Origin of the sequence: Modestobacter sp. I12A-02662 (genome assembly GCF_041028325.1) — a bacterium.
GTDB lineage: Bacteria > Actinomycetota > Actinomycetes > Mycobacteriales > Geodermatophilaceae > Modestobacter.
Genome location: NZ_JABGDE010000002.1, coordinates 90,911 through 112,704, shown reverse-complemented (window position 1 = coordinate 112,704; position 21,794 = coordinate 90,911). Strand labels below are relative to the sequence as shown.

The 21,794-nt window shown below is 73.0% G+C and carries 20 protein-coding genes; 8 read left to right on the top strand and 12 right to left on the bottom strand.

Annotated elements, in window-relative coordinates; genetic code table 11:
• Positions 1 to 6 precede the first annotated feature (6 nt).
• The 5 genes from HL189_RS00890 to HL189_RS00870 all read right to left on the bottom strand — a co-directional run bounded on the left by HL189_RS00890 (position 7) and on the right by HL189_RS00870 (position 5,226).
• The gene (locus HL189_RS00890) at positions 7 to 810 is read right to left on the bottom strand and encodes an SDR family NAD(P)-dependent oxidoreductase (protein WP_369131809.1); all 804 of its coding nucleotides are present in this window, start codon (positions 808 to 810) and stop codon (positions 7 to 9) included.
• Positions 807 to 1,478, bottom strand: a complete 672-nt coding sequence (locus tag HL189_RS00885) for a TetR/AcrR family transcriptional regulator (protein WP_369131808.1) — start codon at positions 1,476 to 1,478, stop codon at positions 807 to 809. The genes HL189_RS00890 and HL189_RS00885 overlap by 4 nt, the downstream gene beginning before the upstream one ends.
• 28 nt (positions 1,479 to 1,506) lie before the next feature.
• Positions 1,507 to 2,553, bottom strand: coding sequence for a 3-keto-5-aminohexanoate cleavage protein (locus tag HL189_RS00880; RefSeq protein WP_369131807.1), 1,047 nt, complete (start codon positions 2,551 to 2,553; stop codon positions 1,507 to 1,509).
• A gap of 188 nt (positions 2,554 to 2,741) precedes the next feature.
• Positions 2,742 to 4,232: an APC family permease gene (locus HL189_RS00875; RefSeq protein ID WP_369131806.1), complete on the bottom strand. Its 1,491-nt coding sequence runs from the start codon at positions 4,230 to 4,232 to the stop codon at positions 2,742 to 2,744.
• 337 nt (positions 4,233 to 4,569) lie between these two features.
• Entirely contained in the window at positions 4,570 to 5,226 is a 657-nt protein-coding gene (locus HL189_RS00870; RefSeq protein WP_369131805.1) for a TetR/AcrR family transcriptional regulator, read from the bottom strand.
• Positions 5,227 to 5,495: 269 nt separating this feature from the next.
• Here HL189_RS00870 and HL189_RS00865 point away from each other — a divergent pair, with 269 nt between their 5' ends.
• On the top strand, positions 5,496 to 6,071 hold the full coding sequence (locus tag HL189_RS00865; protein ID WP_369131804.1) for a hypothetical protein: 576 nt from the start codon (positions 5,496 to 5,498) through the stop codon (positions 6,069 to 6,071).
• Between the two features lie 71 nt (positions 6,072 to 6,142).
• Here HL189_RS00865 and HL189_RS00860 read toward each other — a convergent pair whose 3' ends face one another.
• Together HL189_RS00860 and mca are read right to left on the bottom strand one after the other, a co-directional pair.
• Complete coding sequence (locus HL189_RS00860; protein WP_369131803.1) at positions 6,143 to 6,472, bottom strand: hypothetical protein; 330 nt, start codon at positions 6,470 to 6,472, stop codon at positions 6,143 to 6,145.
• Complete coding sequence (gene mca / locus HL189_RS00855) at positions 6,469 to 7,356, bottom strand: mycothiol conjugate amidase Mca (protein WP_369131802.1); 888 nt, start codon at positions 7,354 to 7,356, stop codon at positions 6,469 to 6,471. Before mca ends, HL189_RS00860 begins: the two co-directional genes overlap by 4 nt.
• A 190-nt stretch (positions 7,357 to 7,546) precedes the next feature.
• On the opposite strand from mca, the gene greA reads away from it, so the two are divergent.
• Both greA and HL189_RS00845 read left to right on the top strand, forming a co-directional pair.
• A complete protein-coding gene (gene greA / locus HL189_RS00850) occupies positions 7,547 to 8,053 on the top strand; it encodes a transcription elongation factor GreA (protein ID WP_369131801.1) in 507 nt (168 codons plus the stop codon).
• Positions 8,054 to 8,070: 17 nt separating this feature from the next.
• Positions 8,071 to 8,394: an RNHCP domain-containing protein gene (locus HL189_RS00845; protein WP_369131800.1), complete on the top strand. Its 324-nt coding sequence runs from the start codon at positions 8,071 to 8,073 to the stop codon at positions 8,392 to 8,394.
• Positions 8,395 to 8,486: 92 nt separating this feature from the next.
• Here HL189_RS00845 and HL189_RS00840 read toward each other — a convergent pair whose 3' ends face one another.
• The 4 genes from HL189_RS00840 to ilvA all read right to left on the bottom strand — a co-directional run bounded on the left by HL189_RS00840 (position 8,487) and on the right by ilvA (position 13,852).
• The gene (locus HL189_RS00840) at positions 8,487 to 10,571 is read right to left on the bottom strand and encodes a M3 family metallopeptidase (RefSeq protein WP_369131799.1); all 2,085 of its coding nucleotides are present in this window, start codon (positions 10,569 to 10,571) and stop codon (positions 8,487 to 8,489) included.
• A 56-nt stretch (positions 10,572 to 10,627) separates the two neighbouring features.
• Positions 10,628 to 11,434 carry an ABC transporter permease gene (locus HL189_RS00835; RefSeq protein ID WP_369131798.1) on the bottom strand — a complete coding sequence of 269 codons (807 nt, stop codon included), beginning with the start codon at positions 11,432 to 11,434 and terminating at the stop codon, positions 10,628 to 10,630.
• Positions 11,431 to 12,435, bottom strand: coding sequence for an ATP-binding cassette domain-containing protein (locus tag HL189_RS00830; protein WP_369131797.1), 1,005 nt, complete (start codon positions 12,433 to 12,435; stop codon positions 11,431 to 11,433). The genes HL189_RS00835 and HL189_RS00830 overlap by 4 nt, the downstream gene beginning before the upstream one ends.
• 181 nt (positions 12,436 to 12,616) lie before the next feature.
• Entirely contained in the window at positions 12,617 to 13,852 is a 1,236-nt protein-coding gene (gene ilvA, locus HL189_RS00825) for a threonine ammonia-lyase (RefSeq protein WP_369131796.1), read from the bottom strand.
• Positions 13,853 to 13,926: 74 nt separating this feature from the next.
• On the opposite strand from ilvA, the gene HL189_RS00820 reads away from it, so the two are divergent.
• The 3 genes from HL189_RS00820 to HL189_RS00810 all read left to right on the top strand — a co-directional run bounded on the left by HL189_RS00820 (position 13,927) and on the right by HL189_RS00810 (position 18,011).
• A complete protein-coding gene (locus HL189_RS00820; RefSeq protein ID WP_369131795.1) occupies positions 13,927 to 15,393 on the top strand; it encodes a magnesium chelatase in 1,467 nt (488 codons plus the stop codon).
• Positions 15,394 to 15,395: 2 nt separating this feature from the next.
• Positions 15,396 to 17,408 carry a VWA domain-containing protein gene (locus HL189_RS00815; protein WP_369131794.1) on the top strand — a complete coding sequence of 671 codons (2,013 nt, stop codon included), beginning with the start codon at positions 15,396 to 15,398 and terminating at the stop codon, positions 17,406 to 17,408.
• A 123-nt stretch (positions 17,409 to 17,531) separates the two neighbouring features.
• Positions 17,532 to 18,011 (top strand): GNAT family N-acetyltransferase, encoded by a 480-nt coding sequence (locus HL189_RS00810; protein ID WP_369131793.1) that lies wholly within the window; start codon positions 17,532 to 17,534, stop codon positions 18,009 to 18,011.
• Here HL189_RS00810 and HL189_RS00805 read toward each other — a convergent pair.
• Positions 17,989 to 19,359: a DUF2252 domain-containing protein gene (locus HL189_RS00805; RefSeq protein ID WP_369131792.1), complete on the bottom strand. Its 1,371-nt coding sequence runs from the start codon at positions 19,357 to 19,359 to the stop codon at positions 17,989 to 17,991. The two genes, HL189_RS00810 and HL189_RS00805, sit on opposite strands and share 23 nt — an antisense overlap.
• Positions 19,360 to 19,439: 80 nt before the next feature.
• On the opposite strand from HL189_RS00805, the gene HL189_RS00800 reads away from it, so the two are divergent.
• Positions 19,440 to 20,459, top strand: coding sequence for an SGNH/GDSL hydrolase family protein (locus HL189_RS00800; protein WP_369131791.1), 1,020 nt, complete (start codon positions 19,440 to 19,442; stop codon positions 20,457 to 20,459).
• Positions 20,460 to 20,560: 101 nt separating this feature from the next.
• Positions 20,561 to 21,781 carry an acetyl-CoA C-acetyltransferase gene (locus HL189_RS00795; RefSeq protein ID WP_369131790.1) on the top strand — a complete coding sequence of 407 codons (1,221 nt, stop codon included), beginning with the start codon at positions 20,561 to 20,563 and terminating at the stop codon, positions 21,779 to 21,781.
• Positions 21,782 to 21,794: the final 13 nt, after the last annotated feature.

Below are 21,794 nucleotides of genomic sequence, written 5' to 3'. Positions count from 1 at the left end.
GCCGGGTCAGCCCGCCGCGTTCCCGACGTAGTAGCCGGCCGTCGAGCCGCCGTCGACGCGGTACACCATCCCGTTGCTGTAGCTGGCCTCCGCGCTCAGCAGGTGGACGATCGCGCTCGCGACCTCCTCCGGACGGGCGAACCGGCCCAGCGGCACGGCCCTGCGGTAGAAGTCCCGCTCGCCCGGGTCGCTGTCGGCGAAGATGCGCTCGGCCATCGGGGTCTCCACGAAGGCCGGGCACACGACGTTGGACCGGACGCCGGCCGGGCCGTGGTCGAGGGCCATGCAGCGGACGAGACCCACCACCGCGTGCTTCGAGGCGGCGTAGGCCGCGTACCCCTGGGCCCCGGTGACGCCCGCGTCGGAGGCGACCGCCACGAACGCCCCGCGCGTCTCCACCAGGAACGGGACGGTCGCCCGCGCCAACCGGAGGACGCCGCCGGCGTTGACGTCGAGCGCACGGTTCCAGGCCTGGTCGCTGAGGGATGCCACGTCCCCGAGCACCTCGATCCCGGCGCAGGCCGCGACCGCGTCGATCCGTCCCCATCGGCGGCCCACGTCGGACACCGCGGCCTCGACATCGGCCGTGTCCGTGACGTCGCAGACGTACGCCCGCGCGTCCGTCCCCTGGTCCGTGAGCGCCCGGGCCAGGGCCGAGGCGCCCGGGCCGTCGCGGTCCAGCAGCGCGACCCGGTGCCCCCGCACCGCGAGTGCGGTGGCAGTGGCCCGGCCGATCCCGGACGCGGCGCCCGTGACCACCGCCACCGGTCCGTTCGATGCCGCACCGCCGTCCACGGGGTCCCTGCTCATGCGACCTCCTGTCTGAGTTCCGCGCCGACCATGCGCAGCGCCAGGTCCACGTACAGGTCGACGACCGCGTCGACGGACAGCGCCCCTTCCGGGTTGAACCAGGTGTGCACGTACTCGCAGAGGCTGATCACGGCGAAGGCGGTCGTGCGCAGGTCGGCGAAGTCGAACACCCCGTCCTCCCTTCCGCGCGCGAGGATCGTGCGCCACTCCTCGAGGTAGGACCGCTGCATCTGCAGGATGCGGTCCCGCTGCTCGGGCGAGAGGCTGGCCGCCAGTTGGCGCATGCCCATCGTCTGGGCGTACACCCCGGCCTCCTCGCGCCGCTCCAGCTGCCAGCGGACGTGCGCCGCCACCAGCTCGCGGAACCGCGGGAGCGGCTCGGGTGCCCGCAGGGTCCCGCGCACGGCGTCCAGGAAGTCGTCGAGCATCTGCTCGACGGCCGCGTGGTAGATCTCGTCCTTGGACTCGAAGTGCCAGTACAGCGCCGGCGTGGACACCCCGACCTGGCCGGCGATGGCCTTCAGGCTGGTGCCGTCGTAGCCGTGGCGCGCGAAGAGCCCCAGCGCGGACCGGAGGATGCGCGCCCGGCTGTCGCTGCGGCCCGTCCCCGCACCGGACCGGTCCTCCGGCGCACCGACGGGTGCGCCGGAGGGACGGATCGTCGTCACCGCGTGGCTCCGGTCCCCGGCCGGCGCCTCAGCCGAGCGCCACGAGCGCGCTGCCGTCCCCGTTGAACTCATGGGTGTCGGGCAGGCCCATCAGGGCTCGGGCCTCCTCCGGGGTCGCGATGTCGCGGCCCGTGACCTCGGCGATCTTCTGCGCCAGCTGCAGCGCCTCGAGGTTGGAGGTCAGGATGTCGTCCCGGTGCGGCCACTTGTAGTAGGTGTCCTCCATGCCCACCCGGATGTGCAGACCCATGAGGGCCGCCTGCGTGGCCAGGTGGGTGGACGCGCGTCCGGCCGCGCAGACCATGATCAGGCCCTCGGGGTCCACGTCGCGGATGGACGAGACGATCCTGGTCAGCCCCTCGATCATCTGCCGCGTGTTGTCCATGGGACTGCCACCGGGGAGGGCGGGCAGCACGAGCCACAGGGCCGGCGTCTCGATGAGGCCGCTCGAGATGAGGAAGCGCTTGGCGATCGCGACGTCGGCATCCGTGTAGACGGCGATCTCCGGCGTGGACCCGTGCTGGTTGATGAGCCGGGTCTTCTCCATGATGACGGGTGCCGGCTTCACGAACAGCGAGTCGCCGATGTAGGTGGCGGTGGCGTTGATCGGCGCGGCGTCCAGCAGCTTGGACGCCATCACCGCCTCCATCGTCTCCCACTCCCCCGCGAGCGCCGGCACCAGGCAGCCGTCGATCGGCATGGTGGGGAACTCCTTGTGCAGTGGAGCGATCACCTCGTGGAACCGGCGGGGGGACAGGACGTTGTAGCCCCGGTCGTCGCGGACGTGGATGTGCAGCGCGCTCGCCCCGGCCAGCGCGACCTCGCGCGCGGACTCGCGGATCTCCTCGGGGGTGATGGGCTGGTTCGGGTTCTGCTTGTGCTGGAAGAAGGCCCCGGTGATGGCGACCGAGACGATCATCTTCTGCGGCACGTCCCAGGGCTCGGAGATCTGGCCGTCGTGGAACGCCGACGTCTCGAGGTTCATGATCTCCGGAGCGCCGTAGGGGCGCCAGATCATCTTGTGCTTCTCACGATCCAGACCTGCCTGGACGCGCTCCCAGTCGATGTTCGTCATCGCGGCACTGCCTCTCTCCGAGCCGACCTCGTCCACATCAGTCTACTTAACGTTAATTCAGGACGCTAGAGCCGCACGGGTCCCGCTCGAGCCATTCGCCCCTGGACCGCTCGACCGGTGCTGCGGCCACACGCACGGCAGCCCCCGGTACCGACCCACGAGAGGTCGGCACCGGGGGCTGCGGCAGGTCAGATGTCCTGCCGCCCGATGCGGCGGTACACGTCCGGGCGCCGCGACCGCAGCACCAACGCGACGACCACCCCGAGGACCAGCAGCCCGAGGAACAGCCCGATGAGGAAGTCGGCCATCCCCTGGCTGCCGCCGATCATCGCCGCCACGTTCTGGGTGGCGAGGACGAACGCCACCAGGAGGCCGGCCGAGGCGAGCGACGGCGCCACCAGCGAACGCCACAGGGTGACCTCGGGATCGCCGGTCCGGCGGAAGTAGGCGACGACCGACAGGCTCGTCAGCAGCAGGAGGAGGATGAGCGAGTAACCACCGATGCCGACCAGGACGGCGTACAGCGTGGTCGCCTCCCCCTTGCCCACGATGCACCCGGCCAGCGCCACGAGGCTGATCACGGACGTGGCGATCGAGGCGCGGTGCGGGGAGACCTCCGTCTTGTGCACCACGCTGAGCGCCTTGGGGAAGATCCGGTCGACGCTGAGCGAGTAGATGTAGCGGCCGGTGACGTTGTGGGTGGCCAGGTTGGCCGCGAAGATGCTCGTGCAGAGCAGCACGGTGATGACGTCGAGGCTGATCGTGCCCAGGTAGACGGCGACGGTGCCGAGGGCCGTGCCGGTGGGGTCGGCAGCCGAGTCGGCGACGATGGTGTCCGTGCCGATGCCGATGACCATGGCCCAGCTGGACAGGGCGTAGAGGCCGGCCATCAGCGCGATGGCCAGGTAGGTCGCCCGCGGGATGGTCCGCTCGGGGTCACGAGCCTCCTCGCGGAACACCGCGGTGGCCTCGAAGCCGGAGAAGCAGACGATGCCGAAGAGCACGGCGAGACCGATGGAACCGGAGACGATGTTCGAGGGGGCGAACGACTCGAGGTTGACACCGCTCACGCCGCCCCGGCCCAGCACCACCAGGTCGTAGGCCACGATCGCGACGATCTCGAAGCACATGAAGACGGTGAGGATCCGCGCGGACAACTGGATGCGGAAGTAGCCGAGGACACCGACGATCACCATCACGAGGCCGGTGTAGAGGTACCAGGGCAGGTCCGGCCCACCCAGGACGTCGCGGACGAGGGCCTGCCAGGAGAGCCCACCGAACGCGTACCCGCCGACGAGGATGAAGAGGTAGGAGACGAGCGCGACGAAGGCCGCCCCCAGGCCGAGGGGGCGCCCCAGGCCCGCTGTGATGTAGGCGTAGAAGGCGCCCGGGTTGGGCAGGCGCCGGCTCATCGCCGTGAACCCCACGGCGAACAGCATCATGAGGAGCCCGGCGCCGAGGTAGGTGACCGGCACGCCGAGACCGTTGCCGAAGCCGATGATCACGGTGATGAACCCGACGAAGACCGAGAGCGGCGCATTGAACGCGAGGACGGTGAAGACGATGTCGAAGACACCCATGTGTCCGCGGAGCCGCGTCGCACCTCCCTCGTCGGCCGTCTGCCCTGAGCGGGCCACCACCGGGTTGACGCTGAGCGCGATGTCGCTGTCCTGAGCCATCTGTGGCTTCCTTTGCCGTTCCGAGCGGGCGGGATGGGCGGGACCGGCCACGTGAGCCGGCACAGCGGTGCATGCCTCCGCGGTTGCCGCTGCGCAGCCGACGAGGGCGGCGGACCGCGCCCAGCAGCCATGTGTCGGCCACGGAGCGACCGGGACGCTGGGTGTGCGCCTCGACGGACCGCTTACTTACCGTTCATTAAGGCGGAGTGTGAGGTAACGCACTCGGGCGTGTCAAGGGGTCCGTCCGGGCAGCCCGACGGGTCGCCGACGACCACGCCGGCCGGTCGGCGTCCGCGGGACGACCGGCCGGACGTGCCCAGGGGGGAGCAACCCCTCGCTACCCGTCGACGCCGGGTCGAGCGCCCACCATCTGCAGGACCAGGGCCTCGTAGTGAGCGGCGACGCCGTCGACCGTCAGCGATCCGGCGGGGTTGAACCAGGTGTGGACGTACTCGCAGACGGTGGTGATCGCGAAGGCCGTCACCTTGAGGTCGTCGAACCGGAACAGCCCCCGGCGGTCCCCCTCGGCCAGGATCGAGCGCAGCTCGTCGACGTACTCGCGTTCGATCGCGACGATGGCCCTGGCGCGGTCCTCGGGGAGCTCGCTGGCCAGCTGGCGCATGGTCATGTTGACGTCGAAGGTGCGCGCGACGTCCGACTGGTTCAGCTGCCACGAGACGTGGGCACGCACGAGCTGGCCGAGCCGGCCGACCGGGTCCTCGTCCGTGAGCGAGTCCCTGACCGAGGACCAGAAGTCGGCGACGGCCATCTCGATGACGCTGGCGAAGATCTCCTCCTTGGAGGGGAAGTACCAGTACAGCGCCGGGGCGGAGACGCCCAGGTCGTTCGCGATGGCCTTCATGCTCGTGCCGGCGTACCCGTGCTGGAGGAAGAGCTGCAGGGCGGTGCGCAGGACCTTGTCCCGTCCGACGACCTCGTCCGGCCGGGACGAGCGTGCCGCAGCACCAGCCCCCGACCTCCGCGTAGCCACCATGCGCTCCCGACGCTCGACGGACCTGCCGTCCCGATCCTGACAGGTCCATCCCGCACGGCCCTCATCAAGAACCCTCCGACCCGAGGACCGCCTGGCAGCGCCACGGACGGACATCCCGTGCGTGCCCTGCGTCAGGACGCGCGGCTTCCACTACAGATCTGACAGTCGATGCGATGCGGTTCATAGCTTGTGGTCGTGGCCGACATCTGGTATCGGCCCGGCGTGTCCACGGATGCTCTGGGTGGTTCGCATCACACCTGGAGGAACCCGTGAACCGACCCCGCCCCCGCTCCACCCTGATGGTCGTCCTGACCGCGGTCGCCGCGGTCCTGGCCGGCCTGGTGACCCCGGCCGCCGCGGCTGCGCCCTACTGCGGCATCACCTGGGGCTCGCTCGCCGAGGTCGGCACCGGCACCGACTCGGAGGTCCTCACCGGCGTCCGCGCCGGCCGCCACGACTGCTTCGACCGCCTGGTGATCGACCTGAACGGGCAGGACATCTCGTTCCGCTCCTACGACGTGCGCTACGTCGGTCGGGTGGTCGAGGACGGCTCCGGCCGCGTGGTGCCGCTCCGTGGCGGCGCCGACCTGCAGATCGTCGTCCGGGCGCCCGCCCACGACCAGTACGGCAACCCGACCTACACGCCCGGCAACCGCGCCGAGCTGGTGGACGTCGGCGGCTGGACGACCTTCCGCCAGGTCGCGTGGGCGGGCTCGTTCGAGGGCCAGACCACCGTCGGGCTCGGCGTCCGCGCGCGGCTCCCCTTCCGGGTGCTCACGCTGGACGGCGTGCCCCGCTCCGGCGAGGGCCCGCGCCTCGTCATCGACGTGGCCCACCGCTGGTGACCCCAACCCGGCCCCCGGGCCGGTGCGCCACAGGACCTGCCGGTCACGGGGCCGGCAGGTCCTGCGCGCGCTCAGTCCGTCGTCGACCGGGGGTGGCCCGGCGTCCCGGGCTGGTCGTCGCGGGGCGGCTCGATGGCCAGGGGCGCGCGGCGGAGGGTGTCCAGCAGCTCCTGCCCAGGGGCCGGCTGCTCCAGCAGCTCCGCAGGGCTGTCCGGCACCTGGTCGGCCGGGTCGAAGCTGGCGGGCACCTTCTTCAGGTGCCGGCCCATCGACCGGCCCAGCAGCAGGACGGCGATGAGCAGCAGCACGATCAGCAGCAGCCCGAAGGGGCCGCCCTTGCCGACGTCCTCGGGGAGCTGCTCCTCGGCGGCGGCCAGCACGGCCACCCAGGCGCCGGTCACGCCGCACGCTCCGCGGTCCGCAGCCCGGCGAACAGGTCGTCCTCGGGCACGGTCGCCTCGATCACGGACCGGGCCAGCTCGTAGTCCTCGGTCGGCCAGGTCTGGGTCTGCAGGTCGAGCGGCACGGAGAACCACCGGCCGGTCGGGTCGATCTGGGTGGCGTGCGCGACCAGCGCGGCGTCACGCACCGGGAAGTACTCCGCGCAGGGCACCTGGGTGGTGACCCGGTGGCTGATGTCGTGGGCCGGGTCCCAGTTGGCCAGCCACTCCGTGTAGGGCGACTCCGCGCCGGTGGCCAGCATCGCCTCGTGCAGCGCCTTGGTGCGCGGCAGCGTGAAGCCCATGTGGTAGTAGAGCTTGCTCGGCTGCCAGGGCTCGCCCAGATGGGGGTAGCGGTCCGGGTCACCGGCGGCGTCCCAGGCGTGCACGGTGATCTCGTGCACCTTGACGTGGTCCGGGTGCGGGTACCCGCCCCGCTCGTCGTAGGTCGTGATCACGTGCGGCTTGAACCTGCGGATCAGCTCGACCAGCGGCGCGGCGGCCTCCTCGGTGGGGAGCAGCGCGAAGCAGCCCTCCGGCAGCGGCGGGAGGGGGTCGCCCTCCGGCAGCCCGGAGTCCACGAAGCCGAGGAACTCCTGCTCGACGCCGAGGATCTCGCGGGCGTGGGCCATCTCCTGTTCGCGGATCTCCGCGATCCGCTCCCACACCTCGGGGCGGTCCATGGCCGGGTTGAGCACCGAGCCCCGCTCCCCACCGGTGCAGGTGGCCACGAGCACGCGGTGGCCCTCGGCCACGTACTTGGCCATGGTGGCCGCACCCTTGCTGGACTCGTCGTCGGGATGCGCGTGCACCGCGAGCAGGCGCAACTGGTCCGGTTGGGTCACGCGGCCATTGTCCCCCGAGCCCGCGCGAGCGTCGAAGGGCCTGGAGTGGGACCGGCCACTGCCCCGGCTGCACCCGCCCGGCCGGGGTACCGATCGATGCGACCCCCTCGGGATGGGTGTTAGGTTGCCCGGATTGACCAAACCGGCGGCTAGTTACCGCCGGCCACGCAAAGAGCACTGGGAGTCATCCGTGTCCACCCCCACTGACGAGCAGGACCAGGGCGTCTGGCTGACGCAGGAGGCCCACGACCGGCTGAAGGCCGAGCTCGAGCAGCTGGTGGCGAACCGTCCGGCCATGGCTGCCGAGATCAACGCCCGGCGTGAGGAGGGCGACCTCAAGGAGAACGGCGGGTACCACGCGGCCCGCGAGGAGCAGGGCAAGCAGGAGGGCCGGATCCGGCAGCTCACCGACCTGCTGCGCAAGGCGCGCGTCGGCGAGCCGCCCACGACGGCGTCCCGCGCCGCGGTCGGCACCGTCATCACGATCGCGTTCGACGACGACGAGGACGACACCGAGAAGTTCCTGCTCGGGTCCCGGGAGATCGCCGGCACGACGCAGCTGACCGTCTACTCCCCGGAGTCCGCTCTCGGCGCGGCCATCATCGGTGCCGACCCGGGCGCGACGGTCACGTACACGGCGCCCAACGGCAAGGACATCTCCGTGAAGGTCCTCGCCGTCGAGCCGTTCGTCCCCTGAGCGCCGCGGGAACCGGCGTGCGCGCCCGCTCCCGCCGGGCCGAGAACACCGGTTTCGTCTGCGTGCACTGCCAGGCCCCGGTACCGGCGAACACCGACGGGCACTACCGCAACCACTGCCCCCGGTGCCTGTGGTCGCTGCACGTCGACGACGAGCCGGGCGACCGGGCGAGCGACTGCCGCCAGCCGATGGAGCCCATCGGCCTGGTGGAGAAGTCGGGCAAGGGCTGGCAGGTGGTGCACCGCTGCACGCGGTGCGGCCACCGCCAGCCCAACCGGCTGGTGCGGGACGGCGAGGCCCCGGACGACCTGGACCAGGTGTTGTCGCTGCCCTGGCTGTGACCATCGCGGTCCCCGTTGATCATCGGCGAATGGCTGCTCGACACTCCGGTCGGGCGGACCATCCGCCGGTGATCCACTCCCGATGAGGCCGGTCAGACCGAACGGGCGAGGCCGCGGCGGCGGAGCAGCGGGCCGGTGTCGGCGTCCCGGCCGCGGACGGCACGGAAGGCGCCCAGCGGGTCGACCGAGCCGCCACGGGAGAGCAGCCGGCCACGGAAGACGTCGCCGTTCTCCCGCCGCAGGCCGCCGTTCTCCTTGAACCACTCCACGGTGTCGGCGTCGAGCACCTCCGACCAGATGTAGGAGTAGTACCCGGCCGAGTACCCGCCGGCGAAGACGTGCTGGAAGTACGTCGTCCGGTAGCGCGGCGGCACGAGGTCATGGGCGACGCCGGCGGCCTGCAGCGCCTCGGCCTCGAACGCCTGAGGGTCGGGGACGACGGTGTCCGGGCCGATCCGGTGCCATGCCTGGTCGAGCAGGGTCGCGGCCAGGTACTCGAGCGTGGCAAAACCCTCGCCCCACAGCGCCGCCGCCTCGATGGCCTGCACCGTCTCGGCGGCCAGCGGCTGGCCCGTCTCGACGTGGGTCGCGTAGCGCGTGAGGACCTCCGGCCACAGCGCCCACATCTCGTTGACCTGGCTGGGGTACTCGACGAAGTCGCGCGGCACGCTGGTGCCGGAGAACCGGGGGTAGGTCACCGCCGAGAACAGCCCGTGCAGCGCGTGCCCGAACTCGTGGAACAGCGTGGTCACCTCGTAGAGCGTGAGCAGCGTCGGCTGCCCGGCCGCCGGGCGGGTGACGTTGAGGTTGGTGAAGACCACCGGCCGGGTGCCCAGCAGCGCCGACTGGCTGACGAAGGAGCTCATCCACGCGCCGCCGCGCTTGCCCTCCCGCGCGTAGAAGTCGCCGAGGTACAGGCCCACCGGCTCCCCGTCCGGCCCGCTGACCTCCCAGACCCGGGTGTCCGGGTGGTAGCCGACGAGGTCCGGCCGGGGGCTGAAGGTGTAGCCGTAGAGCAGCTCCGCGGCCCGGAACACCCCGTCGACCAGCACCCGGTCCAGCTCGAACCACGGCCGCAGCGCGGCGCTGTCGACCGCGTAGCGCTCGGCGCGGACCCGCTCGGAGTAGTACGCCCAGTCCCAGGCGGCCAGCTCGACGCCGTCGGCAGACGCCAGCCCGGCGAGGACCTCCGCCTCGGCGTTCGCGTTGGCCACGGCCGGGGGCACGAGCTCGGCGAGCAGCGCGTCGACGGCGGCCGAGCTCCTCGCGGTCTGGTCGGCGGCGATCAGGTCCGCGTGGGTGTCGAACCCGAGCAGCCGGGCCCGGACCGCCCGGAGGTGGGCGATCTCGACGGCCACCGGGCCGTTGTCGTGCTCACCGGCCGACGCGCGGGTCACCGAGGCCTCGAACAGCCGCCGGCGGACGTCCCGGTCGCGGAGCTTGGCCAGCGCCGGCTGCCCGGTGGGCAGCACCAGGGTGAGCAGGTACGCGCCCTCGTGCCCCCGCTCCGCCGCCCCGCCGGCGGCCGCGGCCACCTCCGCCTCGGACAACCCGTCGAGGTCGGCGGCGTCGCGCACGAGCACGGCGGCCGCCTCGGTGGCCAGCTGCAGGTTCTGGTCGAAGGTGGTGTCCAGCTCGGCCAGGCGCTGGTTGAGCTCCCGCAGCCGGTCCCGGCCGGTGCGGTCCAGGCCGGCGCCGGAGAGCACGAAGTCCAGGTGGTAACGCTCCACCAGGCGCAGCGACTCCTCGTCCAGCCCCGCCCCGGCGCGCCCGGCGTGGACGGCGTCGACCCGGGCGAACAGGGCCGGGTCGAGCCGCAACGCGTCGGAGTGCGCGGCGGCCAGCGGCGCGTACTCCCGCTCGATCTCCCGGATCCGCTCGGTCGAGACCGCGGAGGTCATGTTCGCGAAGACCCGCGCGGCGCGGCCGAGCAGCTCGCCGGACCGCTCCAGGGCCACCACCGTGTTCTCGAAGCTCGGCTCGGCCGGGTCGGCGACGATCGCGGCGACCTCCTCCCGCTGCCGGGCCATCCCGGCCAGCAGCGCCTCGCGCACGTGCTCGGGCGTGATCTCGGCGAACGGCGGGAGCTGGTACGGCAGCTGCGACGGGGCCGCCAGCGGATTCGACGCGGACAGGGGCGCGGAGGCCGGCGCGGAGGCCGGGGCAGCGGTGCTCATCACCGCCATCCTCGTCCTGCCCCGCCGGCCTCCACCGCCGGGTCCTCGGGTCGCCGTCAGCGGGTCGAGGTGCGCACGTACAGCCGCACCGACAGGGGGACGAACACGATGAGGATCACCACGGCCCACAGCAGGCTGTAGAGCACCGGGTTCTGCAGCGACCAGGCCTCCGCCGGCGGAGCGCCGGCCGGCACGTTGCCGAACAGCTCCCGGGCGCCCTGCACCACCGTGGACACCGGGTTCCACTCGGCGAAGGTGCGCAGGACCGACGGGAAGCTCTCCAGCGGCACGAAGGCGTTGGACACGAACGTCAGCGGGAAGATGACCATGAAGCTGGCGTTGTTCACCACCTCCGGGGTCCGCACCAGCAGCCCCACCACCGCCATCAGCCAGCTGACCGCGTAGGCGAAGGCGAGGAGCAGGACGAAGCCGCCGACCGCCTCCCCGAATGAGGTGTTGATCCGCCAGCCCACCAGCAGGCCGGTCAGCGCCATCACGACGATCGAGATCGCGTTGAGTCCGAGGTCGGCGACGGTGCGCCCGATCAGCACCGCCGACCGGCTCATCGGCAGGGACCGGAAGCGGTCGATCAAGCCCTTCTGCAGGTCCTCGGCGATGCTCGCCCCGGTGATCGTGCTCCCGAAGACCACCGTCTGGGCGAAGATCCCGGGGAGCAGGAACTCGGCATAGCTGACGTCGCCCGGCACGTCGATCGCGCCGCCGAAGACGTAGCGGAACAGCAGCACGAACATGATCGGCGACAGCGTCGCGAAGACGATCAGGTCGGGCACCCGCTTGACCTTGATCAGGTTGCGGCGGGTGATCGTGACGCTGTCGGAGACGGTCTCCGCCAGGGTGGTCATCGGTTCGCTCCTGCACTGACGGTGGTGGCGGGCTCGTCCTGCTCGCCGGGCGGCTCGGCGCCCTCGGCGGCGTGCCCGGTGAGGGTGAGGAAGACGTCGTCGAGGTCGGGCCGGCGCAACCCGATGTCGAGGACCCCGGCGCTGTGGCCGCCGAGCCGGCGCAGCGCCTCGGCCAGCGCGTCGACGCCCCCGCTGACCGGCACGGAGAGCCGGCGGGTCTGCGGGTCCAGGCGCGGCTCGCCGTGGGTCAGCGGCCGCAGCGCCTCGGCGACCGCGCCCAGCTGCCCGGCGTCGGCGAGGGTCATCTCCAGCCGCTCGCCGCCGACCTGGGCCTTGAGCTCGTCGGCGGTGCCGCGGGCGATCACCCGGCCGTGGTCGATGACGACCATGCGGTCGGCGAGCCGGTCGGCCTCCTCCAGGTACTGGGTGGTGAGCAGGATCGTCGTCCCCTCCCCCACCAGGTCGGCGATGAACTCCCACATCCCCTGCCGGCTGCGCGGGTCGAGCCCGGTGGTGGGCTCGTCGAGGAACAGCACCCGGGGCCGGGCGATGAGCGAGGCCCCGATGTCGAGCCGCCGGCGCATGCCCCCGGAGTAGGTCTTGGCCGGCCGGTTGGCGGCATCGGTGAGCTCGAAGCGCTCGAGCAGCTGCTCCGCCCGCTGGCGTGCCTCCCGCGCGCCGAGCCGGTACAGCCGCCCGACCATCTCCAGGTTCTCCCGGCCGGTCAGGTACTCGTCGACCGCGGCGTACTGGCCGGTGAGCCCGATCATCGAGCGCACCTGGGTCGCCTGGGTGACCACGTCGAGACCGGCGACCTCGGCCCGCCCGCCGTCGGGCAGCAGCAGCGTGCTGAGCACCCGGACGATCGTGGTCTTGCCGGCTCCGTTGGGGCCGAGCAGACCCAGGACGGTGCCCTCGGACACGGTGAGGTCGACCCCGCCCAGCGCGGTGGTCGCACCGAACCGCTTGACGAGCCCCTCGACGACGACGGCGTGGTTCATGCCGGCGACCGTAGGCCGGGAGTCCGACAGTTCCGACCGCTTTTCCGCGATCCACCCGGCAGCCGACAGGACCCGCCACCCATGCGCTCACCCTCCGTCGTACCCGGTCCGCGCACCGTGAGGACCGGGGCGGCTCACCGGTCCAGACGAGCCGGGAGAGCGGAACTCATCGGCCCGGCGGTCAGTCCGTCCGCACGGGGTAGCCCGCGGCGACCAGCGCCGCCACCACCGCGCGGGCGTGGTCGGGGCCGCGGGTCTCCAGGTGCACCGCGATCTCCACCTCGCCGAGGTCCAGCTGTGCCGTCGTCCGCTCGTGCTCGACCGTGAGCACGTTGGCCTGCAGTCCCGCCAGCTCGTGCAGCAGGGCGGCCAGCGAGCCCGGCCGGTCGGGCACGTGCACCCGCAGGTTGAGGTAGCGGCCAGCCGCCGCCATGCCGTGCTGGACCACCTTGAGCATCAGCAGCGGGTCGATGTTGCCGCCGGAGACCACCGCGACCACCGGGGGTGCGAACGCCGCGGGGTCGGCGAGCACGGCGGCCACCGCGGCCACCCCGGCCGGCTCGACGACGAGCTTGGCCCGCTCCAGGCAGAACAGCAGTGCCCGGGAGAGGTCGGCCTCGCTGACGGTGCGCACCTCGTCGACCAGACCGGCCACGTGGGCCAGGGTGAGGTCCCCGGGCGCGGCGACGGCGATGCCGTCGGCCATCGTGCTCATCGCGGTGAGCGGCACCGGGTGGCCGGCCGCCAGCGACGCCGGGAACGCGGCCGCCGAGGCCGCCTGGACGGCGACGACCCGGACGTCGGGACGGCGGGCCCGCACCGCCGCCGCGATCCCCGAGACGAGCCCTCCGCCGCCGGTGCAGACCACGACGGTGGCCACGTCCGGGCACTGGTCGAGCACCTCGAGGCCCACCGTGCCCTGCCCGGCGATCACGTCGGGGTGGTCGAAGGGGTGGATGAAGACCTTCCCGGTGCCGGCGGCGAAGTCGACCGCGGCGGCGAGCGCCTCGGTGAGCGTCGCGCCGCCGAGCCGGGCGTCGGCACCGTAGCCGCGGGTGGCGGCGACCTTCGGCAGCGGCGCGGACTCCGGCATGAACACGGTGGCCGCGGTGCCGAGCTCGCGAGCGGCCAGCGCCACCCCCTGGGCGTGGTTGCCGGCGCTCGCCGCGACCACCCCGCGGGCCCGCTCCTCGGCGCCCAGCCGGGAGATCCGGGTGTACGCCCCACGGATCTTGAACGAGCCCCCGCGCTGGAGGTTCTCGCACTTGAGCCACACCGGGCCCCCGACCCGCTCGGCCAGCGCCCGCGAGTGCTCCAGCGGGGTCCGCCGCACGACGCCCTCGAGCAACCGGGCGGCAGCCTCGACGTCCGCACCGCTCACCAGGGGGACCGCACCCACCTCATCGACGTCCGACACGTCTCGATCCTCGCAGTCGGGAGGGACGACGGGAGGACACCCGGCCGTCGCACCCCCGTCGTACCGTGGTCGAGGTGACGGACGCCGCACCGCTGGGGACCGCTCCGGCCCCTGCTCCCCCCGCATCCACGACCCTCGGCGAGCTCCGCGAGGGCGGGGTCGCCTTCCGGCCGGTCAAGGCCGAGCTCCGCGACAACCTGCTCGCCCGCCTGGCCGCCGGGCAGCCCTCGCTCCCGGGCATCGTCGGGTTCGACGACACGGTGGTGCCCGAGGTCGAGCGCGCCCTCATCGCCGGCCACGACCTCGTCCTGCTGGGCGAGCGCGGGCAGGGCAAGACCCGGCTCATCCGCACCCTGGTCGGCCTGCTCGACGAGTGGACGCCGGTGCTCGTCGGCAGCGAGCTCAACGAGCACCCGCTGCACCCGATCAGCGTCTGGGCGCACCGGCAGATCGCCGAGCACGGCGACGGCACCCCGGTCGGCTGGCTGCACCGCAGCGAGCGGTTCGGCGAGAAGCTGGCCACCCCCGACACCAGCGTCGGCGACCTCATCGGCGACGTCGATCCGATCAAGGTCGCCGAGGGCCGCACGCTGGGCGATCCGGAGACGGTGCACTACGGGCTGGTGCCGCGCACCAACCGCGGCATCTTCAGCGTCAACGAGCTGCCGGACCTCGCCGAGCGCATCCAGGTCGCGCTGCTCAACGTGCTCGAGGAGCGCGACATCCAGATCCGCGGCTACCGGGTGCGGCTGCCGCTGGACCTGTTCCTGGTGGCCAGCGCGAACCCCGAGGACTACACCAACCGGGGCCGGATCATCACCCCGCTCAAGGACCGGTTCGGCGCCGAGGTGCGCACCCACTACCCGCTCGAGCTGGCCGACGAGCTGCGGTTGCTGCGCCAGGAGGCGCACACGACCTGGCTCGGGGGCGAGGGCTTCGACGCCCCGATCGTGCCGGAGCACCTGGTCGAGATCATCGCCCGCTTCACCCGACTGGTCCGCGAGTCCAGCCACGTCGACCAGCGCTCGGGCGTCAGCGCCCGGTTCGGCATCGCCGGGCTGGAGACCGCGGCCGCCTCCGCCGTGCGCCGCGCCGCGGTGGCCGGCGAGAGCCGGCCGGTGGCCCGGGTGGTCGACCTGCCCAGCATCGTCCCGGCCAGCCGGGGCAAGGTGGAGTTCGCCGACTCCGGCAGCGACCCCGACGACGACCGGGAACTGGAGGTGCTCGAGCACCTGCTGCGCCAGGCGACCGCGCAGACCTTCCGCGCCCGCTGCGGCGGGCTGGACCTCACCGGCCTGCAGGAGCACTTCACCAGCGGTGACACGGTCGAGTCCGGCGAGCTGGTGCCGGCCGCTGCGCTGCTCGGACAGCTGGGCACCGTGCCCAACCTGGCCCAGCTGCTGGGCCGGCTGGGCGTGCCCGAGGGCGAGGAGTCCGCCGAGCAGGCCGCGGCCGCGGTGGAGTTCGCGCTCGAGGGGCTGTGGCTGACCCGGCGGCTGGCCAAGGACAGCGACGGCACCCGCACGGTGTACGGGGCCTGACGATGGCCCGCGGACGCCCGGGCCGGGGGTACCGGTACGGGAAGTGGCACGGCGGCCCGGACCCGCTCGCGCCGCCGTACGACGTGGCCGCCGCCGTCGACGAGATCGGCGACCAGGTGCTGTCCGGCAGCGGGGTCCGTGAGGCGCTGCGCGACCTGCTCCGCCGCGGCCTGGACGGGCGCCGGGGCCTGGACGCGCTGCGCCGGTCGGTGCGCGACCGGCTCCGCCAGGCGCGGCAGGCCGGGCGGATGGACGGGACGCTGGAGCGGGTCCGGGAGCTGCTGGACCAGGCGGTGGAGGCGGAACGGCGGGCGCTGTTCCCCGATCCGGACGACGCCGCCCGGCTGGCCGAGGCCGAGCTCGACGCGCTGCCGCAGGACACCGCCGGCGCGGTGCGGGCGCTCAAGGACCACCAGTGGCGGTCCCCGGAGGGCGAGGCCGCCTACCGGCAGATCGAGGACCTGCTCCGCCAGGAGGTCCTGGACAGCTCGTTCCAGGGCATGAAGCAGGCGCTGCAGGCTCTGGCGCAGCAGGACGGCAGTCCTGCCGCCGAAGCCGCCATGCAGGCCGTCAAGGACATGGTCGCCGACCTGTCCGCGCTGGTCGACGCGCACAACCGGGGCGAGGACACCGAGCAGCAGTTCCGCGAGTTCATGGAGAAGCACGGGCAGTTCTTCCCCGACGACCCCCAGTCCGTCGAGGAGCTGATCGACTCCCTCGCCCGCCGGGCCGCCGCCCAGGAGCGGATGCTCGCCGGGATGTCGCCGGAGCAGCGTGCGGAGCTGCAGGACCTCATGGGCCAGGTGATGGACGACCTGGGCCTGCAGAGCGAGATGGCGCACCTGAACGACGCGCTGCGCCGGGCTCGCCCCGACCTGCCGTGGGGGCAGCGGGGCCCGGTGCCCGACGGGGAGCAGTCCCTCGGGATGGGCGACGCGACCACCGCGGTCGCCGAGCTGGCGGACCTCGAGGCGCTGTCCCAGCAGCTGTCCCAGGGCTACGCCGGGGCCTCGCTGGCCGACGTCGACGAGGAGCTGCTGGAGCAGGCGCTGGGCCGCTCCGCCGTCGACGACCTGGCCGCCCTGCGCCAGCTGGAGCGCGAGCTGGAGCGGCAGGGCTACCTGCAGCGGTCCGACGGCAGGATGCAGCTGTCCCCCAAGGCGGTGCGGCGGCTGGGCGCCACCGCGCTGCGCCGGGTGTTCGCGAAGCTGTCGGCCACCGGCCGGGGCGAGCACGACGTGGCCGACGCCGGCGCGGCCGGGGAGCTCACCGGCGCGTCCCGGACGTGGCTGTTCGGCGACGAGCAGCCGCTGGACGTCGTCCGGACGGTCCGGAACGCGGTGCTGCGCACCGCCGGCCAGCCACGCCCGGAGCACCAGCGGCGGGTACGGATCGCGGTCGAGGACTTCGAGGTCGTGGAGACCGAGCGGCGCACCGGCGCCGCGGTGGCGCTGCTGGTCGACCTGTCCTACTCGATGGCGCTGCGCGGCACCTGGGGTGCGGCCAAGTCGACGGCGATGGCCCTGCACTCGCTGGTGACCACCCGCTTCCCGCAGGACGCGATCGAGATCATCGGCTTCTCCTCCACCGCGCAGGTGCTGCGTCCCGAGACCCTGGCCGAGCTCAGCGTGGACACCCTGCAGGGCACCAACCTGCAGCACGGGCTGATGCTGGCCCGGCGCTTCCTCGCCCGGCACCGCGACGCCGAGCCGGTGGTGCTGGTGGTCACCGACGGGGAGCCGACCGCGCACCTGGAGGACGACGGCACGCCCTACTTCTGCTGGCCGCCGATGCCGGAGACGATCGCCCGCACCGTCGCCGAGGTGGAGCGGGTGGCCCGCTCGGGCGCCGTCCTGAACGTGTTCGCCCTCGACCCGGAGCCGGGGCTGGTCGAGTTCGTGCACGAGATCACCCAGCGGGCCGGCGGCCGGGTCTTCCAGCCCGACAGCGAGCGGCTCGGCGAGTACGTGGTGGCCGACTACCTGCGCCTCCGGCGGGGCCCCCGGCGCCGCTGATCGCCAGGACACCGGGTGACCTGATCACCGGCTGTCCTCCCGCAGCAGTGCTGGTGCAGGAGGACAGCGCTGGATCAGGTCACCTGATCGAAGCCACGCTGCACGGTCGGGGAGACTGGGCCGGTGAGCACGGAAGCCGGCCGGGCCCTGCAGACGGGCACCATCACCATCGAGCAGGTCGACGCGGCGGTCACCTACGAGCTGCGTGCGCAGGAGCTCCGCGAGGGACGGGCGGCGGAGATCGAGGAGGACGACGCCCGGTACACCTTGCACCTGGCCGCGCGCCTCGACGGCGGCGAGATCGTCGGCGTGGTCCGGTTCCACCCGCGCGACTGCCCCTGGGTGGGCGCGGCCGAGGCGCCGTGGCAGCTGCGCGGCATGGCCACCGACCCGCGGGTGCGCGGGCACGGCGCCGGCCGAGCGCTGGTCGCCGAGGGCCTGTCCCGGGTGGCCGCGCGCGGCGGAGACCTGGTGTGGTGCGACGCGCGCGCCTCGGCGGTCGGCTTCTACGCGAAGCTGGGCTTCACGATCGTCACCGACGAGTACGACCTGCGGCCGGTCGGCCCGCACCGGGGGATGGTCATCGAGCTGCCGATCCGCTGACCGGGTGGGCCCCGCTGGAGCTGATCCCGGGGACCAGACCGGCCCGGAAGGCGTCGACGAACAGCCGGTGGTCCTCCTGGGTCCGCCGCGCGTAGGAGTGCGCGAACCGCACCAGGTCCTCGACGAACTCCTCCCGCCGCGCGCCGAGGAGTGCGGTGATCGCCTCCTCGGTCTGGAAGGGCACCAGCGTGTGGTCGCTGTCCGCGTCGCCGACGCAGTGCAGCTTCGCGGTCGCCCGGCCGAGCTGGGCCAGCACCGGGCGGATCTCGTCCGGCTCGTTCAGCTCCTCCCAGTCCAGGTCGCGCTCATAGGGCGAGAGCTCCTGCACCACGAACCCGACCCCGTCGATCTCGGTGTGCCCGAGGAACTGGGAGGCGTTGGCCTGCAGCGCCCGCTGGCTCACCGCGGTCCGGTGGCCGTGGTGCTCGAAGTACCCGCTCACCTCCGGGTCGTCGACCACCCGGCTGGGCGCGGCGACGTTGCCCTGCTTCAGCGACAGGACGACGTCGTTCTCCAGCGCCTGGTCGTAACCCTCGATCAGCACGCTGTACGCGGGCAGGCCGGCGCTGCCGATGCCGAAGCCACCGGTGCCGACGACGTCCTTGACGTCGTAGGCCACGTCCCGCTGGCGCCGCGGCGGGTACACCGTGTGCCGCCAGCGGTCCAGCGCCTGCAGCACCTCGGCCCGCTCGTCGTCCGCCAGCCGGCGGTTGCGCGGCAGGTCGGCGAAACGACGCTCGTAGCCCTCCACCACGGTGAGCCGGTCCAGCAGACCCACCCGGGTGCGGGCCGTCGTCCCCAGGATCAGCTGGTGCACCGCCCCCTCGGTGTTGTCCCGGGTGAGGGCGAAGGAACGGTCCTCGTCCGACCGCGTGAACGCGTCCACCTGCTCGAGGTAGCTGCCCAGGTACACCCGCAGCAGGTCGCCGATGACGTCGTCGCCGAGCGCCTTGCGCCAGGCGAGCAGCGCGAAGCTGGCGCAGAACCGCCGCAGGTCCCAGCTCACGTGCCCGACGTAGGCCTCGTCGAAGTCGTTGACGTCGAAGACGATGCGCCCCTGCCCGTCCATGTAGGTGCCGAAGTTCTCGGCGTGCAGGTCACCCTGGATCCACACGCGCGACGTCCGCTCGTCGGACCAGGGATCGTCCGCTGCCGCCACATCGGCGTAGAACAGGCAGGCCGAGCCGCGGTAGAAGGCGAACGGGTCGGCCGCCATCTTGCGGAACTTGCTCCGGAAGGCATCGGCGTCGGCAGCCATCAGCTCGGCGAAGGCGTCGACGAGGACGTCGACGATCTGCTGCTGACGCTGCGCGTCGTCCGTCGGGGTGAGGTCTGCTCGGGCGGCCACGGCCCCACGCTAGGGGGTGGTTAGCCTGACGATCAGCGGCTCCGCTGTGGGTTCGCGGACGAGGCGGGAGGACGAGCCGGGTGACGCGTGCGAGCAGGGCGCGGCGACTGGCCGCGGGCGCCTTCTACGGAGGCGGAGGCCTGGGCCTGGCCGGTGCCGGGCTGGTGACCCTGCTGCGGCACGAGGCCCGGTCGGCTCGACGCCGGGTCGTCTCCCGCACCCCGAAGGCCGACCCGCCCACCGGCAACGGCCGCTACGGCCGGGGCCGCGGCAAGCCGATCGTCTTCGCCGTGCTGGGCGACTCCAGCGCCGTGGGACTGGGCGTGCACTCGGCCAACGAGACCCCCGGGGTGCTCGTCGCCGCGGCGCTGGCCGAGCTGGCCGAGCGCCCGGTGCGGCTGGTCCGGCTGGCGGTCTCCGGCGCCCAGTCCAAGGACCTCGCCGCCCAGGTCGAGCAGGCGCTCCCGGAACGGCCGGACGTCGTGATGATCATGATCGGCGGGAACGACGTCACCAGCCGCACCCGGCCGGCCACCTCCGTGCGCCACCTCGCCGAGGCGGTCCGCGCGCTGGTCGGCGCCGGCTGCCACGTGGTCGTCGGCACCTGCCCGGACCTGGGCACGATCCGGCCCATCGCCCAGCCACTGCGCCTGGTGGCCCGGCGCTGGAGCCGCAACCTCGCGGCGGCGCAGACGATCGCCGTCGTGGCGGAGGGCGGCCGCACCGTGTCGCTGGGCTCGGTGCTCGGCCCCAGCTTCGCCAGCGACCACGGCCTGTTCAGCCCGGACGAGTTCCACCCCTCGGCCCCCGGCTACGCCGCCGCGGCCGCGGTCATGCTGCCGTCGGTCGCCGACAGCATCGGGGTCTGGCCGGCCGCCGCCGACCGTGGTCTGCGGCTGCGCCGGGACACCGTGCGGCCGATCGCGAAGGCCGCCGCCCGGGCCGCCGGCCACACCGGCACCGAGGTGCAGCCCACCGAGGTGCGCGGCCAGGAGAGCGGGCGGCGGGGGCCGTGGGCGCGGCTGCGTCGCCGCCGTCCGCCGGAGATCCTCACCCCCAGCCAGGCCGACCAGGCGGCCCGGGCCGGCGCCGAGACCTGAGCCGCGGTGCGCGGGCGGGTCGGCTACCCGGGGGTAGGTTCGGAGCCGATCCGTCGACCGCCGCCGTCCCGCCGGTGGCGTCCCTCACCGTGGAGGACCGCATGCCCGAAGCCGTCATCGTCGCCGCCGCCCGCTCGCCGATCGGCCGCGCGTTCAAGGGCTCCCTGAAGGACCTGCGACCCGACGACCTGACCGCGACGATCGTCCGGGCGGCGCTCGACCAGGTGCCCGCGCTCGACCCGACCGACATCGACGACCTCATGCTCGGCTGCGGCCTGCCCGGCGGGGAGCAGGGCTACAACATGGGCCGCATCGTCGCCGTCCTGCTCGGGATGGACCACCTGCCCGCCACGACGATCACCCGCTACTGCTCCTCGTCGCTGCAGACCAGCCGGATGGCGATGCACGCGATCAAGGCCGGCGAGGGCGACGTGTTCATCTCCGCCGGGGTGGAGATGGTGTCCCGGTTCGTGAAGGGCAACTCCGACTCCCACCCGGACACGCAGAACGCGCGCTTCGACGCCGCCCAGGCCGAGGCCGCCAAGGCCGCCGAGAGCGGCGCCGACTCCTGGCGCGATCCGCGGGAGGACGGCGAGCTCCCCGACGCGTACGTCGCCATGGGGCAGACGGCGGAGAACTTGGCGCTCCTCAAGGACGTCTCCCGCCAGGAGATGGACGAGTTCGCGGTGCGCAGCCAGAACCTCGCCGAGCAGGCCCACGCCGACGGCTTCTGGGAGCGGGAGATCACCCCGGTGACGCTCCCCGACGGCACCGTCGTCAGCCAGGACGACAGCCCGCGGTCAGGCACCACGCTGGAGGGCATCGCCGGGCTCAAGCCGGTCTTCCGGCCCGACGGACGGGTGACCGCCGGCAACGCCTGTCCGCTCAACGACGGTGCCGCGGCCCTGGTGGTCATGAGCGACCGCAAGGCGGCGGAGCTCGGCGTTGCGCCGCTGGCCCGGATCGTCTCCACCGGGGTCACCGGCCTGTCGCCGGAGATCATGGGCTACGGCCCGGTCGAGGCCTCGAAGCAGGCGCTGGCCCGGGCGGGGATGACGATCGACGACATGGACCTGGTGGAGATCAACGAGGCGTTCGCCGCCCAGGTGATCCCCAGCTACCGGGACCTCGGCGTCGACATCGACAAGCTGAACGTGCACGGCGGCGCCATCGCCGTGGGCCACCCGTTCGGCATGACCGGCGCCCGGATCACCGGCACCCTGATGAACGGCCTGCGTGCCCGGGACGGCCAGTTCGGCCTGGAGACGATGTGCGTGGGCGGCGGCCAGGGCATGGCGATGGTCATCGAGCGGCTGTCCTGAGGGGCAGACCCCG

Excerpts from the sequence above, each read along its gene's own strand:
- HL189_RS00795 (WP_369131790.1), top strand. The coding sequence starts at position 20,561 with ATGCCCGAAGCCGTCATCGTCGCCGCCGCCCGCTCGCCGATCGGCCGC.
- HL189_RS00875 (WP_369131806.1), bottom strand. The coding sequence starts at position 4,232 with ATGGCTCAGGACAGCGACATCGCGCTCAGCGTCAACCCGGTGGTGGCC.
- HL189_RS00870 (WP_369131805.1), bottom strand. The coding sequence starts at position 5,226 with ATGGTGGCTACGCGGAGGTCGGGGGCTGGTGCTGCGGCACGCTCGTCC.
- HL189_RS00840 (WP_369131799.1), bottom strand. The coding sequence starts at position 10,571 with ATGAGCACCGCTGCCCCGGCCTCCGCGCCGGCCTCCGCGCCCCTGTCC.
- HL189_RS00830 (WP_369131797.1), bottom strand. The coding sequence starts at position 12,435 with ATGAACCACGCCGTCGTCGTCGAGGGGCTCGTCAAGCGGTTCGGTGCG.
- HL189_RS00815 (WP_369131794.1), top strand. The coding sequence starts at position 15,396 with ATGGCCCGCGGACGCCCGGGCCGGGGGTACCGGTACGGGAAGTGGCAC.
- HL189_RS00880 (WP_369131807.1), bottom strand. The coding sequence starts at position 2,553 with ATGACGAACATCGACTGGGAGCGCGTCCAGGCAGGTCTGGATCGTGAG.
- HL189_RS00890 (WP_369131809.1), bottom strand. The coding sequence starts at position 810 with ATGAGCAGGGACCCCGTGGACGGCGGTGCGGCATCGAACGGACCGGTG.
- HL189_RS00835 (WP_369131798.1), bottom strand. The coding sequence starts at position 11,434 with ATGACCACCCTGGCGGAGACCGTCTCCGACAGCGTCACGATCACCCGC.